At 64.3% G+C, this 16,270-nt stretch carries 13 protein-coding genes and 1 pseudogene; 8 read left to right on the plus strand and 6 right to left on the minus strand.

Features of this window, described 5'->3' with window-relative positions; genetic code table 11:
- Positions 1-5 precede the first annotated feature (5 nt).
- On the minus strand, positions 6-917 hold the full coding sequence (locus tag PQR42_RS01535) for a PadR family transcriptional regulator (protein ID WP_408384770.1): 912 nt from the start codon (positions 915-917) through the stop codon (positions 6-8).
- A gap of 210 nt (positions 918-1,127) precedes the next feature.
- Here PQR42_RS01535 and PQR42_RS01540 point away from each other — a divergent pair, with 210 nt between their 5' ends.
- Positions 1,128-1,991, plus strand: coding sequence for an NmrA family NAD(P)-binding protein (locus tag PQR42_RS01540; protein WP_408384769.1), 864 nt, complete (start codon positions 1,128-1,130; stop codon positions 1,989-1,991).
- Positions 1,992-2,173: 182 nt separating this feature from the next.
- Here the strand turns inward: PQR42_RS01540 and PQR42_RS01545 are convergent, their stop codons facing one another.
- Positions 2,174-3,115, minus strand: coding sequence for a universal stress protein (locus tag PQR42_RS01545; protein ID WP_408384767.1), 942 nt, complete (start codon positions 3,113-3,115; stop codon positions 2,174-2,176).
- A 232-nt stretch (positions 3,116-3,347) separates the two neighbouring features.
- Between PQR42_RS01545 and PQR42_RS01550 the strand changes: the two genes are divergently transcribed.
- A complete protein-coding gene (locus PQR42_RS01550) occupies positions 3,348-6,047 on the plus strand; it encodes a winged helix-turn-helix domain-containing protein (protein ID WP_408384765.1) in 2,700 nt (899 codons plus the stop codon).
- 34 nt (positions 6,048-6,081) lie between these two features.
- A complete protein-coding gene (locus tag PQR42_RS01555; RefSeq protein WP_408493544.1) occupies positions 6,082-6,324 on the plus strand; it encodes a hypothetical protein in 243 nt (80 codons plus the stop codon).
- A gap of 96 nt (positions 6,325-6,420) precedes the next feature.
- Here the strand turns inward: PQR42_RS01555 and PQR42_RS01560 are convergent.
- From PQR42_RS01560 to glaH, 3 genes and pseudogenes are all read right to left on the minus strand, one after another.
- Positions 6,421-6,942, minus strand: a pseudogene (locus tag PQR42_RS01560) (3-keto-5-aminohexanoate cleavage protein); the annotation flags it as partial.
- A gap of 174 nt (positions 6,943-7,116) precedes the next feature.
- Positions 7,117-8,397 (minus strand): L-2-hydroxyglutarate dehydrogenase, encoded by a 1,281-nt coding sequence (lhgD, locus tag PQR42_RS01565; RefSeq protein WP_408384762.1) that lies wholly within the window; start codon positions 8,395-8,397, stop codon positions 7,117-7,119.
- Positions 8,394-9,329 carry a glutarate dioxygenase GlaH gene (gene glaH / locus PQR42_RS01570; protein ID WP_408384760.1) on the minus strand — a complete coding sequence of 312 codons (936 nt, stop codon included), beginning with the start codon at positions 9,327-9,329 and terminating at the stop codon, positions 8,394-8,396. The genes lhgD and glaH overlap by 4 nt, the downstream gene beginning before the upstream one ends.
- Positions 9,330-9,429: 100 nt before the next feature.
- Here glaH and PQR42_RS01575 point away from each other — a divergent pair, with 100 nt between their 5' ends.
- Both PQR42_RS01575 and PQR42_RS01580 read left to right on the plus strand, forming a co-directional pair.
- Positions 9,430-10,356, plus strand: a complete 927-nt coding sequence (locus tag PQR42_RS01575; protein WP_408384758.1) for a LysR substrate-binding domain-containing protein — start codon at positions 9,430-9,432, stop codon at positions 10,354-10,356.
- A gap of 313 nt (positions 10,357-10,669) precedes the next feature.
- Positions 10,670-11,419: an AraC family transcriptional regulator gene (locus PQR42_RS01580; protein ID WP_408384756.1), complete on the plus strand. Its 750-nt coding sequence runs from the start codon at positions 10,670-10,672 to the stop codon at positions 11,417-11,419.
- 22 nt (positions 11,420-11,441) lie between these two features.
- Here the strand turns inward: PQR42_RS01580 and PQR42_RS01585 are convergent, their stop codons facing one another.
- Entirely contained in the window at positions 11,442-13,019 is a 1,578-nt protein-coding gene (locus PQR42_RS01585; protein ID WP_408209333.1) for a DHA2 family efflux MFS transporter permease subunit, read from the minus strand.
- A 278-nt stretch (positions 13,020-13,297) separates the two neighbouring features.
- Here PQR42_RS01585 and PQR42_RS01590 point away from each other — a divergent pair, with 278 nt between their 5' ends.
- The 3 genes from PQR42_RS01590 (at position 13,298) to PQR42_RS01600 (ending at position 16,253) form a co-directional block, all read left to right on the plus strand.
- On the plus strand, positions 13,298-13,957 hold the full coding sequence (locus tag PQR42_RS01590; protein WP_408384754.1) for an alpha/beta hydrolase: 660 nt from the start codon (positions 13,298-13,300) through the stop codon (positions 13,955-13,957).
- A gap of 190 nt (positions 13,958-14,147) precedes the next feature.
- Positions 14,148-15,200 (plus strand): rod shape-determining protein, encoded by a 1,053-nt coding sequence (locus tag PQR42_RS01595; protein ID WP_408209327.1) that lies wholly within the window; start codon positions 14,148-14,150, stop codon positions 15,198-15,200.
- 264 nt (positions 15,201-15,464) lie between these two features.
- The gene (locus PQR42_RS01600) at positions 15,465-16,253 is read left to right on the plus strand and encodes an alpha/beta fold hydrolase (protein ID WP_408384752.1); all 789 of its coding nucleotides are present in this window, start codon (positions 15,465-15,467) and stop codon (positions 16,251-16,253) included.
- Positions 16,254-16,270 lie beyond the last annotated feature (17 nt).

A 16,270-nucleotide genomic window follows, 5' to 3' on the forward strand; every position in this document is an offset into this window, starting at 1 on the left:
TGATTTCAAAGGGCCGCTTCGCCGCCGTCGCCGTTTTCGCTGCTGTCCGGTTTGACTTCGCTTTCGATTTCTTTCGCCGCGCGCATCAGAATTTCAGCGATGCGACGCTGTTGCGCCGCCGGCGCGTTGTCACGGCGCAGCAACGCATGCTTCAGCGCGCGGCGCGCTTCGTTCAGCTCGGGCAGCCAGCCGCCTTCGCTGATATCGGCCGGCTCTTCGCCGGCAAATGCGCGGCGCACCGAATCCATCTTGCGGGCGATATGGCTCAGCTTGGCCAACATCAATTCGACGCGGTCGCGGTTGGCGGCCAGATATTCGCGGCCCGTTTCCGACAGTTCGTAGCGCTTGCGGTTGCCTTCGAGTTGCACCGTCACGTAGCCGAGTTCTTCCAGATACGTGAGCGCCGGATAGACCATGCCTGGGCTCGGGCTGTAAAAGCCGTTCGAGCGCGTTTCGAGCGCCTTGATCAGCTCGTAGCCGTGGCTCGGCTGCGTGCCGATCATCGACAGGAGCAGCAGTTGCAGGTCGTCGGAACTGAATTTGCGGCCGCGCGGAAAACCGTCGCCGTCGCCGCCGAAGCCGCCCGGGCCGCCGCCGAAGCGCCCGCCACGCCCGCCGCCGCGATGTTCGTGATGACGCCCGATGGCGTGCCACAGCGCGTGTAGCGTGAAGCGGTCGTAGCCGTGACGGCCAGGGCCGCCACGCGGGTCGCCACGGAATTCGTCGCGGTCATTGCGGCCGCGCTCGCCGCGACGGCCTTCGAAGCCGTCACCGCGTGCTTCGCCGCCGCGCTCGCCGCGATAGTCGTGGTGACGGGCAAAGGCATGCCAGAACGCATGAAGTGCCCCGCGGTCATGGCTGGTGTAGAAGCTGTCGTCCGCCGTGCGCGGACGGGAAAAACGGTGTTGATGACGCATCTTGGTACTCCCGCTTGTGTCTTAAGATGTGTCTTAAGATATATATCTAAAGATAGTTTGTCAAACTCCTTTTTTGCGATATTCATCCCGAGAGGCGTTTTTCATGCCAAATTGTCATTAAGCAAATGACATTCATGCTCTCGTGAAATCGGTTGGAAACGCCGAGAATGCTTGCAGCGCGGCATTGGCCGTATTCCAGGAGCGACGAGCATGTTTGCAATTACCGGTGTGACAGGGCAGGTTGGCGGCGCGGCGGCACGCGCGCTATTGGACGCGGGGCATGCGGTGCGCGCCGTGTTGCGTGACGAAAGCAAGGCGGAGCAGTGGGCGAAGCGGGGCGCCGAAGTGGCGATCGCCTCGTTCGAGGACGCCGACGCGCTCACCGCCGCGTTTCGCGGCACGGCGGGTGTCTTCGTGATGGTGGCGCCGAACTTCGCGCCACAGCCGGGTTATCCCAACGCGCACGCGGCTGCCACCGCGCTGAAGGAGGCGTTGACGAAGGCGAGGCCGGCGCGCGTCGCGGCGTTGTCGTCGGTCGGCGGGCAGCGCGAGTCCGGCCTCGGCTTGATTACGCAAGTGCATATTCTTGAGACGGCGCTCGCCGATCTGTCCATTCCGACGGCGATCCTGCGGCCCGCCTGGTTCATGGAAAATTCGCTGTGGGATATCGCCCCGGCCCGCGGCACGGGCGTGATGCCGAGCTTTCTGCAACCGCTCGAGCGGGCGTATCCAATGATCGCCACCGCGGATATCGGCCGTGTGATCGCAGGCACGCTGACGCAGTCGTGGCAGGGCCGTCGCGTGATCGAGATTGAAGGTCCGCAGCGCTACACCCAGCACGAGATCGCCGCGCTGCTCGGCGGCGTGCTCGGGCGGTCGGTGAAGGCTCAGGCGGTGCCGCGCGATCAGTGGGAAGCGCTGTTCCAGGCGCAAGGCACGGCTTGGCCGGCGCCGCGCATCGAGATGATCGATGGGTTCAACTCGGGGTGGATCGAGTTCGAGGACGGGGTGAATGAGCGGGTGATCGGGGCGACGGGTTATGAGGCCGTGCTGGCGGAGTTGGTGGGGCGGTAGGGGTGTTGGATTGATGCTTCAGCAGTGCAGCGAACAGTTCATCGTCGTGAATGGCATCGGCAAGATGAATGCCGAGCCAGCCGTCTCGCACGAGATGCCATCGGGCCGCCGGTTTCGTACATTCGTATTGCATGTGCCATTCATGTCTCCAATTTTTTCGGCGGGGCCTTGCGCCCGTTTCTTTACGACGTCGGGGGGCTCGGCGACTTGTCGGTTGGCATGGTGGAAAACTCTTCCGCCAATGCGTCCCAGTCGGTGTCGCTCAAGTCGCGTCGCGCGGCAGGCAATACGACGCCTTCCTTACGCCCGATATACTCCCAGGTGAATTGTGCGCACGCGCGCAGACCCTCTTCGATCCTCACGCCGGTCGCGGCGGATTCATCGTCGCGTGCAACCAGCCGGATTAATTCTTCGAACATCTGATTGGCACGTTGATGCTGCCGTCCCAGTTCGTCAAGTTCCGCATCGACGGCGGAAGTGCGCGTGCGAAGTCGCGCAAAAAGGGCTTCTGTCATCGTGTGATGATCCGGCCTCTGCAACGCTTTCAGGCGGCTGGCAATCTGGTGCAGCGTTGTCACCTTGAGCGGGCGGCCCGACCCGCACGCTATCCGCGCAGCGCGCAGCGCGGCATGCAGGTGCGCGGCGACCTTGCGTTGCCCGGCAAGCAGAATGCCGATCGCCTGGGCGACTGCCGGGCGGGGATCGATCGCGCACGTCAACACCGCGACGCCGCCGCCGTCGACCGTAGCCATGCCGTGCTCCGATGTTCCATTCGACGGCGCCAACGGCCACGGCGCGACGCAAATCAGATCGCAGCCATGTGCACGCGCGGTCGCGGCGATCGGGGACGGTGCCGCATCCACGCCGGGCAAGGCCAGCGAGCACGGTACGCCCTGCGCGCGTGCCGCTGCTTCGGCACGGGCGAGCAGTTCTCCTGTCACCGTGTCGTCGATCGGCTGCGCGCATCGGTCGGGTTTTTTATCGTTGCTCGACGCCATGAGCGACGCCGGCAACGGGCAGAAGGTGATCCGAGCCCCAATCGACTGGGCGAACTCGACCGCTTGGCCGAGTGCTTCGATAGACGCATCGGTGCCGTCGACGGGGACGAGAAGGTGACGGTACATGAGATATATTGCTCGGCAGTAGGCTTCAGGCCGGGCACATCGGCGTGCGGAAATGAAACCTTCGCGACACCGCATGCCTGTTGAAGACACAGCGTAGTACGTCGGTGCGTCGGGCGCCCCTCCCGTCAAGGGAGGGGCTTGACGCACGCGGACAATCCGACCCATCCTGTAAACGCGCTGTCGGTAAAAGCATCCCGCACCTGCCGGCCGGAACGTCGACCAACCTCGCCAGATGTCCTCCTCTTCCTTCGGCAACGAACCCGCTGCGACAGAAATCGTCCTGAAGACGATCGCGCCGCGCGCACCGCACCATCTGTTGGCGCGTTCGCGCCTGAGCGCGCTGGGACCGTCGTTCAATGACCAGCCGATCGTGCTCGTGCAGGCGCCTGCCGGATATGGCAAGACTTCGCTGCTGGCGCAGTGGCGGCGCGAGCATCTGGCGGTCGGCGCCGCAGTCGCGTGGCTGCTTGCCGACGAACGCGACGACGCTGAACACATTCTGCCCAGCCTCGTCCACGCGATGCGCACGGCTTGCGCGCAGCCCGCCTTCGGTCGCCTGTTGCTCGACGGCGCGACGGCGGTGGCGGGCGACCTGGATAGCGTGACCGCCTGGCTTGCGGAAGTGGCACGGCTGCCGCTCGACGTCGTGCTGTTCATCGACGACGCTGACCGGATGCCCGCCGACGGCGCCGAGGTGCTCGCCTACGTGCTGCACAATGCGCCGCCGAACCTGCGGGTGATCGTCGCCGCGCGGGGCGGCCTCGAATTGGCATTCGGCGATCTGCTTGCCTATGGGCAGGCGATGCTGGTGGGCCCCGAGGCGCTGCGCTTTCGCCTCGACGAGACGATCGCGCTGATCGGCAACCGCTTCGGCCCGCGTGTCGACGCGGACGCCTGCGCGCGGCTCTTCGAAGCGACGGATGGCTGGCCGCTCGGCTTGCAACTCGCGCTCGCGGCCATGGCACACGCGGCGGACCCGCGCAAGACGGTCGAATCGCTGGCGACCGGTCCGGGCAAGGCGCGCGATCAACTCGTGGGCGCGTTGCTTGCAAATCTATCGCTCGAAGACGAGGCGTTTCTCACGCGCATCAGCGTCGTCGACATGCTGCATCCCGATCTCTGCGCGGCGCTGACGGGCGACCCCGGCGCGCCCGAGCGGCTCTCGAGTCTCGTGCGGCAAACGCCTGTGTTCATCACGTCCGAGGACGGCCCCTGGTGCCGGCTGCACATGCTCGTGCGCGACGTGCTGCGTGAGCGTTTCCTCGCGCTCGACGCCGGCGAGCAGACCACGCTTCATACACGCGCGATGGGGTGGCTCTCCGCTCAGGGCATGTTGCAGGAGGCAGCGCATCACGCACTTGCGGCCGGGCAGCACCAGACCGCCTACGAGTTGGCGGACCGTTGGCTGCACGATGCCGTGAAGCAGGGACATCTGGGCACTGTGCTGGACTGGCTCGACCGGCTACCGGAAGCGGAACTGGAGCAGCGACCGCGCCTGCGGCTCGCGGCGGCATGGGCGCTTGCGCTCGGACAGCGGCATGAGGAGGCGCGCTGCCAGGTCGAGCGCGTTCTCGCGGCGCCGGGTGTCGGGACGGAACTGCGCTACGAGTGCGCGCTGATTCTGAGCGCGGCCGCCTATTACGCGGACGAACCTGATCGCTTTGTCGAACTGTTCGAGCCGTGGGCGGACCATCTGCCCGACGGGACGTCATGGCTTGCCCAGATCCACGCGAACCGTCTGTCGGCGCGCTCGGTTCTGTTCGGCGAGCCGGCGCAGGCGAGACGTATCCAGCAGCGCGTGCCGCGCGCGGAATTGAGAAACGGGCACGGTTATGTCGCGCGTTGGGGCGATCACACGGTCGGTTTGAGCTATTTGAGGGAAGGCCAGTTGCGCCTCGCCGAAGAGGTCGTGGTGCCGGCGTTGACGAGCGCCGAAGCCGATCTGGGTCGGCGGCATCCGCTCACGTGCATGTTTGCGGCAGTCTGCGCGGCACTTAGTTACGAAGCCGATCGCGTCGACGAGGCCGCCGCGCTGCTTGCCAACCGGCTGGATGTGCTTGAACGGGGCGGTACGCCCGAGACTGTCATGCTCGCCTACTGCACGGCCGCACGCATTGCCGGAGCGCGCGGCAGCGAGCACCGCGCGCTCGATCTGCTCGAAGCGCTGTACGCAATGGGCGTCGCGCGGCGCCTGCCACGCTTGCGCATCGCGAGTATCGCCGAACAGGTTCGCATCCACGCGAGCCGTTATCGAGCCGAGACGTGCGACGCGCTGGTGCGCGACATTGACGAGATCATGGCAGCGCCAGCGACACCGCGCGGGCCATTGTGGCGGAGCTCGGTCGTCTTGCTGCAAGTGCTCGCACGCGCGCGCGCCGATCTGGCGGCCCGGCGTAACGACAGCATGCTACGCACACTCGCCGACGCGGCGGAACTCGCGCAGGCGCAAAAGCTGGGTGTGCAGAGGATCGAATTGATGGCACTGCGCGCCTTCGCGCTCGAGCGGACCGGCGAAAATGGCCTGCCGCTGCTGCGTGAAGCGATGAACCTCGCGCAGACTTACGATCTGACGCGTACGCTGGCTGACGCGCATCCGGCACTGGCGGATTGGGCGAGGCGCGTGAGCGCCGAACAGGCCGATGCCGGCAACACCGCTCGCACGATCGCCGTGCCGCGCATTGCACGGCCGCCTGCGTTGCGTGGGGCTGGCAATCCACGCGCGGTGCTGAGCATTGTGCTGACGCCGAAGGAGCGCGAGATCCTCGAACTGCTCGCACGCAATCTGTCGAATAAGGAAATCGCCGTGGCCGCGACGGTCGGGGAGGGCACGGTGAAGTGGCACCTGAAGAACCTGTTCGGTAAGCTCGACGCCAGCTCGCGCAAGCATGCGGTGCGTCGCGCGCTCGTACTCGGTCTGCTCGAAGAGGGCTGACGGGCACTCACGCGGCACGCGCCTCACGTTCGCCATGCTGAACCGGCGCATCGGCCGCCTTACCAATGCGCTTGCTTCGCTCGGTGTGCGGCACGGTTCGATCGTGGCGATCTTGGATTGGGACAGTTATCGCTATCCCGAAGGATATTTCGGCATCCCGATGATGGGCGCGACGATGCCTGGTCGCTATCAGTCGCTCGCACTGTGCATACAGACTGTCGTCAAATCGAAAAGTAAGCCGTGTGACGGTCAACTCAACAGATGGCCGTCGAGTTGACCGCTCGTCATCGACAAAGAGGGTTTTGCGCTTGCCGGGACGCAACTCATCGACAGGATCAATCGGGGTTTGTCGTGGCATTCATTCGGCTTCAATTCAGGTCGGCTTGCGTAGGAATCCATGGTTGCCACCGTTACGATTGGGCGCGAAGCCATTGGCCTGAAGCGTCTCTTCCGCCGTGTCGTAGAAGACCCCAATCTTCATGATCTCTCGTGCCTGTTTCGCTGTCGCGATGGGGCGGCCAAACTCGCCGGCGATACGCACCAACTGCTTGATCTGCTCGACGGAGCTCATCTTGCCCGTGCGGGTCTGATTCCAGTGCACGTCCTCAATGCCGCACCGCACATGTAGGCCCAAGGCAATCCCTATCATATTCACGGGCAGCACATTCAGCACCGAACTCTCCACCGTGATCACCGCGCCGTCCGGCGCGGCACGCAGGAAGTTGGCCAGGTTGTATATGTTCGCTTGATCCATGCCGCCGCTGATAGCCACCCAGTTCATCACCAGTGGCCCCTTGTAGATGCCGCGGCGAATCATTCGCTCAATCGTTTCAAAGCTGTTGATGTTGTAGCACTGAAACTCGCTCTGGATTCCGGCGGCTGTTAGGCGTCGGATGTCGCGACGGGTGAGTACATAGGTTGATTAGCCTGATCCGGCGAAGTCCGATGAAGGCATCGACCCAGCTTGACGTGGGCATAACCTTTAAGTGCCGCACGCGCCGTCATGCTGACCGGCGTTCCCGTGCGAAACGCCGCGTAGTCTTTTCAGACCCGGTTCCTGCCTGGACCGTCATTCCATGGCCAGACCGCATGCCTGCTTTTTCGATTGCGACGCGACGAGCGGAGCAAGATCGAATTGCTTGTCGAACGCTTCGACGAGATGCGCGCCGATCGGCAAGGCGGAGGTGGCCGCCGGGGAAGGTGCGTTGCACACGTGCAGGCTGCGCCGCGACGAGCGGATCAGGAAATCATGCACCATGCTGCCGTCCGCCATCACGGCCTGCGCGCGCACGCCCGCCGGGTAGGGTTCGAGGTCGGACAGCACGAGTTCCGGACAATACTTGCGGCACAGTTCGAGGTAGCCCCGCTTCCACAGCGAGTTACGCATCTCGCTGAGCCCGGATGGTCCATGTTTTCCGAGCATCTTCCAGAATCCCGGGAAAGCGGCCATGCCGGCGAGATCCTTCAGATTTGCGTCGCGCCAGCGATAGCCCTCGCGCGCGAGCGCCAGCACGGCGTTTGGCCCCACGGTGATATATCCTCCGATCATGCGTGTCAGGTGCACCCCGAGAAAAGGCAGCGCGGGATCAGGTACCGGATAGACCAGATGCTTCACTATGTCGTTCTTCGTCGACGGCAAGCGGTAGTATTCGCCGCGAAACGGCACGATACGAAAGTCGAGATCGACTTTGCACATCTTCGCGAGGCGATCCGCCATCAAGCCCGCGCAAACAATGGCATGCCTTGCCCGGAAGCGGCCATTCGACGTTTCCGCGGTAATGCCGTTTTCGTCCTCGTGGAGCGCCTCCACGCGCTGATTCAGCACGATCTGCGCGCCTTGCTCGCGCGCGAGCCGGGCCATCGTCTCAGTCATGCCCGGATAGTCCGCGATGCCGCTGGTAGCCACGCGAATCGCCGCGCGCCCCGCGATGCGCGGCTCGAGTTTGCGCAGCGCCGCTTCGCCGAGCATCTGCGGCTCGAGCTGATTCTGCTGGCAACGCGTGTACAGCGCATTCAGCCTTTCGACTTCGACGTCGTTGGTCGCGACGATCAGCTTGCCGCATTGTTCGACCCGCACGTTGTGACGGCGGGCGAACGCGTAGGTTGCCGCCGCGCCGCGCCGGCAAAAATCGGCCTTGAGACTTCCCGGCGCGTAATACACGCCCGCGTGAATCACGCCGCTGTTGTGACTGGACTGGTGCGCGGCAAGCGAGGCCTCCTTCTCGAGGAGCAGCACGCTCAGTCCCGGATGTCGTTCGATGAGTTGCATGGCCGTCGAGACGCCGACGATGCCACCGCCCACGATCAGCACATCAGCGTCGTACCCGCGGTGATGCTGGACGGTCGTCATTTGGAGAACACTCCGCGTTGGCGCATCAGTTCGCGATGCAGCGCCGGATGCTTCTGGAAAGGCGCCCGGCCGTGCAGCCAGAAGTAGTTGTTGAGGACCACGAGGTCGCCCGTGGGAAGTGGCACCTCGCGCGTCGCGGACGCCGCTTCCATCGACGCCGAAAGGTCATGCAGATACACGGCTTCAGCGGGTGAACGGGGTTGCACGAATTGATCGATGAACGACATCGCCAGACCGTACTCGCTCTGGAAGAACACCGGGCGTTCGACTTGCGCGTCGACGTTCTTGGAACCCGGCGCCTTGTAGAGAAACGGCCGCGTGCCGAGCGGATCGTCGAGGAAAGTGCCGCGCTCGCTCCAGTCGTCGATATGCATGAAGCGCGACTCGCCGCCGACGGCGTTCTCTTCCGCGAACTTCATCATGAGCAGCCACTCGGTCGGCTCGTCGACGAAGGTTCCGTCGGTGTGCAGCGTGAAAAGACGGTATGCCTGACGCAGATACGAGTCGCTGTTGTCCGTATCTTTCACGAGAAAGCGGGCGTAGTACGTACCCGACATGGCATCGTGATTCGCCGGTCCGAGAAGATAGCCGACCGCCGTTCCGAAGCGGACGAAATCGCGATGATCCGCAGTCGCGTCCTGGACGCCGAGCGTGAATCCTCCGGTGGAGCGGTCCCGCACGAGTTGTCGAAGCGTGGCAGCAAAGCCGTCGCCGACCGCGCGCTCGAGCGCGTTCGCGACCATGAAGCGCATGAACGGTACGTACTCGAGGTTCTGGAGTTCGATGTCTTTGACCGATGAGAAGAACTTTCGCAACGCGTCATGCTGCACCGTGATATGACGCAGGCGTTCGTGATGTGGATGGCGGTCGATCGAAAATCTCGGTTGCGTGTCGGCCGTTGCGGCCAACGGTAACGCTGTGACGGTGCTCATGAAGGTGTCCCCTTGGAAGAAAGTGCAGTTATTGGACTTCTTATCTGTGATTGGTTAAACACGTATAAACTGAATTTTTATTCGCGAATCGAGATTAAAGATGATCGACAGCCGGCAGCTCAAACTGTTTGTCGCGTTGGCCGACGACCTGCATTTCGCGCGGACGGCCGACCGGCTCGAAATCGCACAATCGGTGCTCAGCCAGCAGATCAAAAGGCTCGAATCCGATCTCGGCGTGAGGTTGCTCAACCGCAATAAACGCGCGGCGATCACGCTGACCGACGCAGGCGGCGTCTTTCTGGTCGAAGCCAGGGCCGCGCTGCGACAACTGGAGCGCGCCGACCGCATCGGGCGCCTGGCCGCTAGAGGCCAGGCAGGTCACGTTGCGCTTGGCTATATAGGCTCGGCCGTTACAACCGGTCTGTTGCCGGATACGCTCAGAGCATTCCGGACAGCGAGTCCGGATGTTCGCATGCACGTCGTCGCGATGGAAACGCCGACCCAATTGGAGCGCTTGTCGGATGGGACCATCGATGTCGGTTTCATTCGGCCCCGGGCGCACTATCCCGACGGGGTCACCGCCAAGGTCATTCAGAGCGAACGTCTGCTGATCGCTCTGCCGGCGGACAGCCCGCTCGCGCGCGTGAAGTCCGTGAAGACTTCCCAGCTGCGGGAGCTGCCGTTCATTGCGCCGCAGTTCAACGAGGCGGCCGGTTTCGCCGAGGATCTCGCCAGACTCGGTCGCATCGGTGGATTCGATGCGCAGCCGGAGTACCGTGTCAACGATTTCATCACGGCGGTCAGCATGGCTTCGGCGGGCTACGGCGTGGCACTCGTGCCTCAGTCCATCGGCGCATTCGCGCAACCCGGCGTCGTGTTCAAACCTTTGAGTGACTTTGAAGATCACGTCGAACTCGCGGTCGCATACCGCGTTCGCGAGCATTCACCTTGCGTGCGGGGCTTCATCGATACAGCGCTGTCATACGGTGTCGCGAAGCAAGCGAGGGCGCATCGCACGACGCGTTAGCGAGTCGTGGCGGTGGTCCCCGGCGGCGGCGCAACCGAATGGCTCTCCGCTCTGGCCGGTCGCTCGCGTGCGCTGGAAATCATCTGCGGCGCGGACGATTTCGATGCCGACCACAACTGATGGTCGCCGTGTCTGTCGTTTTCCCGCCGGCTTCCGGCCCTTCGCGATTCCACTGGCAAGCCGGAGCGAATTGTTCGTGCGGCACGTCGCCGTGCGTCGGGACCTAGCACGAGCGGCGTTCAGCGAGCGTCTTTGACCGGCTATGCTAATCTTGCTGCCTTTCTGGCAACAACCGGCCAAAACGGACTCCACGATGGAGACTTTTGATCCAGACGGCGTCGAGCAACCTGTCTTCGTGACCGGGGAGCGGTACGAGACGCTGGACGAACCGTTGGGCGCCTATCGTCGCGCGCGGCTGATCCACGTGAGCGCCGGGGTGCTGATCGTGCGCACCGAGACCGAGCGCTGGGTCGTGCCGCCGGGTCACGCGGTGTGGATGCCCGCGGGTGTGCTGCACCGCTTGTCCGCCGCCAGTCCCGTCGAGTTTCATTCGCTCCATGTCGGCATGGACGCCGCGCCGCTCCCACCGCACACCTGCGCCGTCGTGCCCGACTCATTGGTGGCTGCGTTGCTGAGCGCCGCGGCCGATCTGCCGCACGACCAACCGTTCGACGAACCCGCTGCGCGTCTCGTGCAAGTGCTGCTGGACCGTCTGCCGGGTCTGCGCACAGCGCCGTTAGGGTTGAACTGGCCGCGCGACCCGCGTGCCGAACGGATCGCCGAGGCACTGAGCGCCAACCCGGCCGACGCCGCGGTACTCGAAGACCTGGCCGCGGCCGCCGGCGTGACGGCCCGCACGGCGGCGCGCCTGTTCGTCAAGGAAACGGGGCAAACCTTCGGACAGTGGCGCCAGCAACTTCGCCTGCTGGTGGCGCTGGAACACCTTGGCGCCGGCGCGAGCGTCACACAGGTGGCGCTCGAGGTGGGCTACAGCGACGTGTCGTCGTTTATCGCGGTGTTTCGGGACGCGTTCGGCGACACGCCCGCACGTTATTTCCGCTGACGCATCGCCATCGGCATCGCGCTCAATGCGCGCCCGCCGCATCCGGCCCACCACCGCCCTTGCTCGGCCGCGTGATCCAGATCAGCGGAATGATCAGAATAAAGATGACCGCCGAGACGAAGAAGATATCGTTCAGTCCCATCATGGCCGCCTGCGTGTTCACGGTGAAATCGAACAACGCATGGGCGGATTGCGGATTCAGATGCAGCAGCGACTGGGTCGAATCGATCTGCTGATTGAACGCCGGGTTGTTGATGGAGGCCTGCTCGGTAAGCCGCGCGTGATGCAGCACTGTGCGGTTGTTCCATTCGTTGCCGGCGATCGAAGTGCCCACCGCGCCGCAAAATACGCGGGCGAAATTAGACAGACCCGCCGCCGCGGGAATCTTGCCTGGCGGCTGGCCGGACAGGATGATCGCGGTCAGCGGCACGAAGAACAGCGCCATCGGAATGCCTTGCAGCAGCGTTGGTATCACCAGATGCCACGTGTCGATCTCGATCACATACTTCGAGCGCATGTAAAACACGATCGCGAAGCCGACAAACGCCAGCGTGGCGATCACGCGCGCGTCCGAGCGTGGCAGCACGCGGCCCATCACCGGCGCGAGGATCACCGCGAATATGCCGAGCGGCGCGGTCACGAGACCGGCGTCGACGGAACGGTAATTCAGATATTCCTGCATCCATTGCGGCAGCAGCACGAGGTTGCCGAAGAACACGCCATACGCGACCGAAATCGCAATCGTGCCGCCGAGAAAGTTGCGTTGCTGGAAGAGCCGCAAATCGACGATCGGATTCTCCTCGGTCAATTCCCACACGAGGAAAAACGCGAAGCTGACGAGCGCGGTAATGCCGAGAATCACGATCACCGGCGACGAAAACCAGTCGAGGTCCTTGCCCTTGTCGAGCATGATCTGCAGCGAGGCGACCCACGTGATCAAGAGGCCCAGTCCGACCACGTCGATGGGCGGCTTGCGGGTCGGCGACTCGCGGGTGCGGTAGATCATCCACGTGACGCCGGCCGCGAAAATGCCAACCGGAATGTTGATGTAGAAGATCCACGACCAGCTGTAACTATCCGTGATCCAGCCGCCGAGCGCCGGGCCCGCAATCGGGCCGACGGTCGCGGTCATCGCCCATAAGGCGAGCGCGGTCGAGGATTTCTCCTTCGGATACGAGCCGAGCAGAATGGCTTGCGACAGCGGAATCAGCGGGCCGGCCACGGCGCCCTGGAAGATCCGCGCGAGCAGCAGGATCGGCAACGTCGGCGCAATGCCGCACAACCACGACGCCAGCACGAACATCAGGATCGCGCCGACGAACAGCTTCACCTGGCCGATGCGTTGCGTGAGCCAGCCAGTGAGAGGAATCGACACGGCATTGGCCGCGGCGAACACGGTTATGACCCACGTGCCTTCATCGACCGAGACGCCGAGGTTGCCCGAAATGGTTGGAATCGCAACGTTCGCGATCGACGTGTCGAGCACGTTCATGAAGGTGGCGAGCGCGACGGCAATCGTGGCCAGCACCAGTTGGCCGCCCTTCAGCGGCGGCGGTGGTGCGGGTGGCGCCGAGGCAGGCGCGGAAGTGGGCTGGCTCAAACGGTTCTCCGGATCGGTGTGCCGCGGACATGCTGCGAGGGTGTTGTATTTCGTGCCCGCGCGATGCGCCGGGCCGCAGGTCCGCTGATGCTCGCAAAAGCATACCTGTATTCACGTTTGGACGTCATCGGCGCGTGCAAAGGCGAGGGCGAAAACAAATCCGGCAGCGTATGCTCGCGGCTGAGGCTGCACACGGCCGCACGGCGCGATCCATCGCCGCGCCTGGCACGGCGCGTGCGGAACGACCATCCACGAATCAACAAATAGAAGGAACGAATATGGCCTGGGAGCAATTCGAACACGGCTGGCGGCGCGCACCGGTGAACGCGCCTGCCAAGGGGTTGGTGGTGCTGATGCACGGCGTCGGCAGCAATGCGCGCGATCTGATGCCGCTCGCGGACATCTGGAGCGAGAGCCTGCCCGATGTGGCCTTCACCTCGCTCGACGGCACCGACGCCTTCGACGGCGGTTTCGGCGGGCGCCAGTGGTTCAGTCTGCGCGACGTCAACGAAGGCAATCGCGAGGCGCGTGTCGCCGCGGCCTATCCGGCGTTGCGGCGCATGCTCGAAACCGAGCTTGCGCACTGGCAGGTTTCTTTCGGGCGCCTTGCGCTGATCGGTTTTTCGCAAGGCTCGATCATGGCGATGCACCATGTGGCGACCAGCGCGGAAGGCGCGGCCGGTGTGGTCGCGTATTCGGGGCGGCTCGCCTCGGTGATCGTCGCGCAGAACGGCACGCCGCTCACGCTGATCCACGGCGAAGACGACGAAGTGATCCCGGTGCGGGAACTCGAATACGCCGCCGACGCATTCAGCAATGCCGGCTATACCGTCGACGCCTATGCGCTGCCGGGCATTGGTCACACGATTAACGCCGACGGCGTCGCGCTCGGCCAGGAGGCGCTGGAACACGCGCTGGGCGCTTTGTCGCGCGACTGACACGCTCTGCTCGAAAAGCGGCGCTAAAGATTCTGATCTGCTTGCCGTTAACTGCTCATAAGCATGAAAATCACCCCCGCCGCGCGGACCGCGGAACGCCCAGCAGGGCGGCCCAAGCGGCTCGGGTGACCGGGGGCGCATTTTCCAGACTGCCCGGTATGGGCGGATAACGACACATCAGAGCCTTCCTATGGCCAGACCGACGCCGCATTACCCGCTTTTCGATCGCTTGTTCCGTCAATCCGTGACGGTGGACCTCGGCACGGCCAACACCCTGATCTATACCGACGACGGCGGCATCGTGCTGAACCAGCCGTCCGTCGTGTGTTTCCAGAAAGAGGCCGCCGACCGGCCGAAGCGCGTCGCCGCCGTCGGCACCCAGGCGCGCCAGCTTCTGGGTCGTGCGCCGGCGAACCTCGAAGCCGTGCGGCCGATGCGCCACGGCGTGATCGCCAACTTCTCCGCCGCCGAGCACATGATCAAGCAATTCGTCGAGATGGCGCGCCCTCGGCCGCTGTTCAGCCGTCGCGCCGCGTTCACGTTGTGCGTGCCGGCCGGCGCGACCCAGGTCGAGCGTCGCGCGATCAAGGAAGCGGCCGTGGCGGCCGGCGCGTGGAAGGTGAGCCTGATCGGCGAATCGCTGGCGTCGGCGGTCGGCGCGGGTCTGCCGGTGTCGGAGGCGACCGGTTCGATGGTGGTCGATATCGGCGGCGGCACGACGGAAGTCGGCGTGATCGCGCTCGGCGGCATGGCCTATAGCGGCTCGATCCGCGTGGGCGGCGACAGCTTCGACATGGCGATCGTGAGCTACGTGCGCAATCTGTACGGCGTGCTGCTCGGCGAACAGACCGCTGAGCACGTCAAGAAGAGCATCGGCTCCGCCGTGCGCGACGTGCCGCGCGAGCATATGAACGCGACCGGCCGCAGCGTCGACGACGGCTTGCCGCGCACCGTTCAACTGAGCAACCACGATATCGCCGATGCGATCGAGGGGCCGCTGCGTCAGATGATCGGCGCGGTGAAACGCGGGCTCGAGGAGGCGCCGGCCGAACTGGTGACCGACATCGCCGACAACGGCATCGTGTTGACGGGCGGCGGTGCGCTGCTCGGCAACCTGAGCCGCCGCCTGACGAACGAGATCGGCCTCGACGTGCGCGTCGCCGATGAACCGCTGACCTGCGCGGTGCGCGGCGCGGGCACGGCTGCCACAGCCGGTCTGCTGGACGAATTCGCTTACGAATGATTTCGCGCGGGGCTTGCCGCGCTGCTGCCGCCGTCTGAACGGTCGCGTCCGTTCGCTGAAGCAGGCCGCCACGCTGATCGGCTGGCTATGTGACAATAGGCTTCGCGTCCCAAATTCAGGGATGTACCTTCGCTCCTCATTCCATTTCAAGCCGGCAGCGCCGCACTCGCGCGTTGCCGCGCTGTCCGTGAACCACTCGTGAATCAATCTGTTTCCGCTTCGTCATCTTCGTCATCTTTCATCGAACTGCGAAGCGGTTTGCGCATGCCTTACGTGCAAGCCGGCGAGGGCGAACTGCTGCTGTTCGTGCATGGTTCGTTGTGCGACTACCGCTACTGGCAACCGCAACTCGCGGGCCTGTCGAAGCACTACCGCTGTGTCGCGGTGAGTCTTACGCACTATTGGCCGGCGGCGGCTACCGAACCCGGCCTGCCGTTCAGCTGGAGCGAGCATGCCAACGAAGTGGCTGAATTCATCGAGCGTTTCGGCGTGGGACCGGCGCACGTGGTCGGACATTCGCGCGGCGGTTGTGTGGCGTTTCATTTCGCGCGATGCCATCCTGAGCTAGTGCGGACGTTGACGCTAGCCGACCCGGGCGGTCCGTTGCAGATTGCCGGACGCCCGCCCGCGCGTTTGCCGGAGCCGGTCAACGCGTTGCGCGCGAAAGCGGCGCAACTGATCGAAAGCGGGGAAGTGGAGGCCGGCTTGCAACTGTTCGTCGACTCGGTCAGCCGGCCCGGTTTCTGGGCGATGAGCACGCCGGGCTTTCGCCGGATGGCGACCGACAATGCGCACACGCTCGCGCGTCAATTCCGCGATCCGTTGCCCGCCTATGTTCCCGAGGAAGCCGCCGAGGTGCGTTGCCCGGTTCTGCTGATCGACGGCGAAAAGAGTCCGGACATGTTTCGCCGTACCGCAGCCGCGCTGCAAAACTGGTTGCCGGATGCGCGCCGCGAAACGGTGCGCGGCGCGTCGCATGGAATGAACCTCGCGCATCCGTCGGCGTTCAATCGCCACGTCGACGAATTCATTCGTTTAGTGAGCGAGCAATGAGCGCAATGAGCGCGTAA

This window comes from Paraburkholderia sediminicola, from assembly GCF_046027355.1.
Taxonomy (GTDB): Bacteria; Pseudomonadota; Gammaproteobacteria; order Burkholderiales; family Burkholderiaceae; genus Paraburkholderia; species Paraburkholderia sediminicola_B.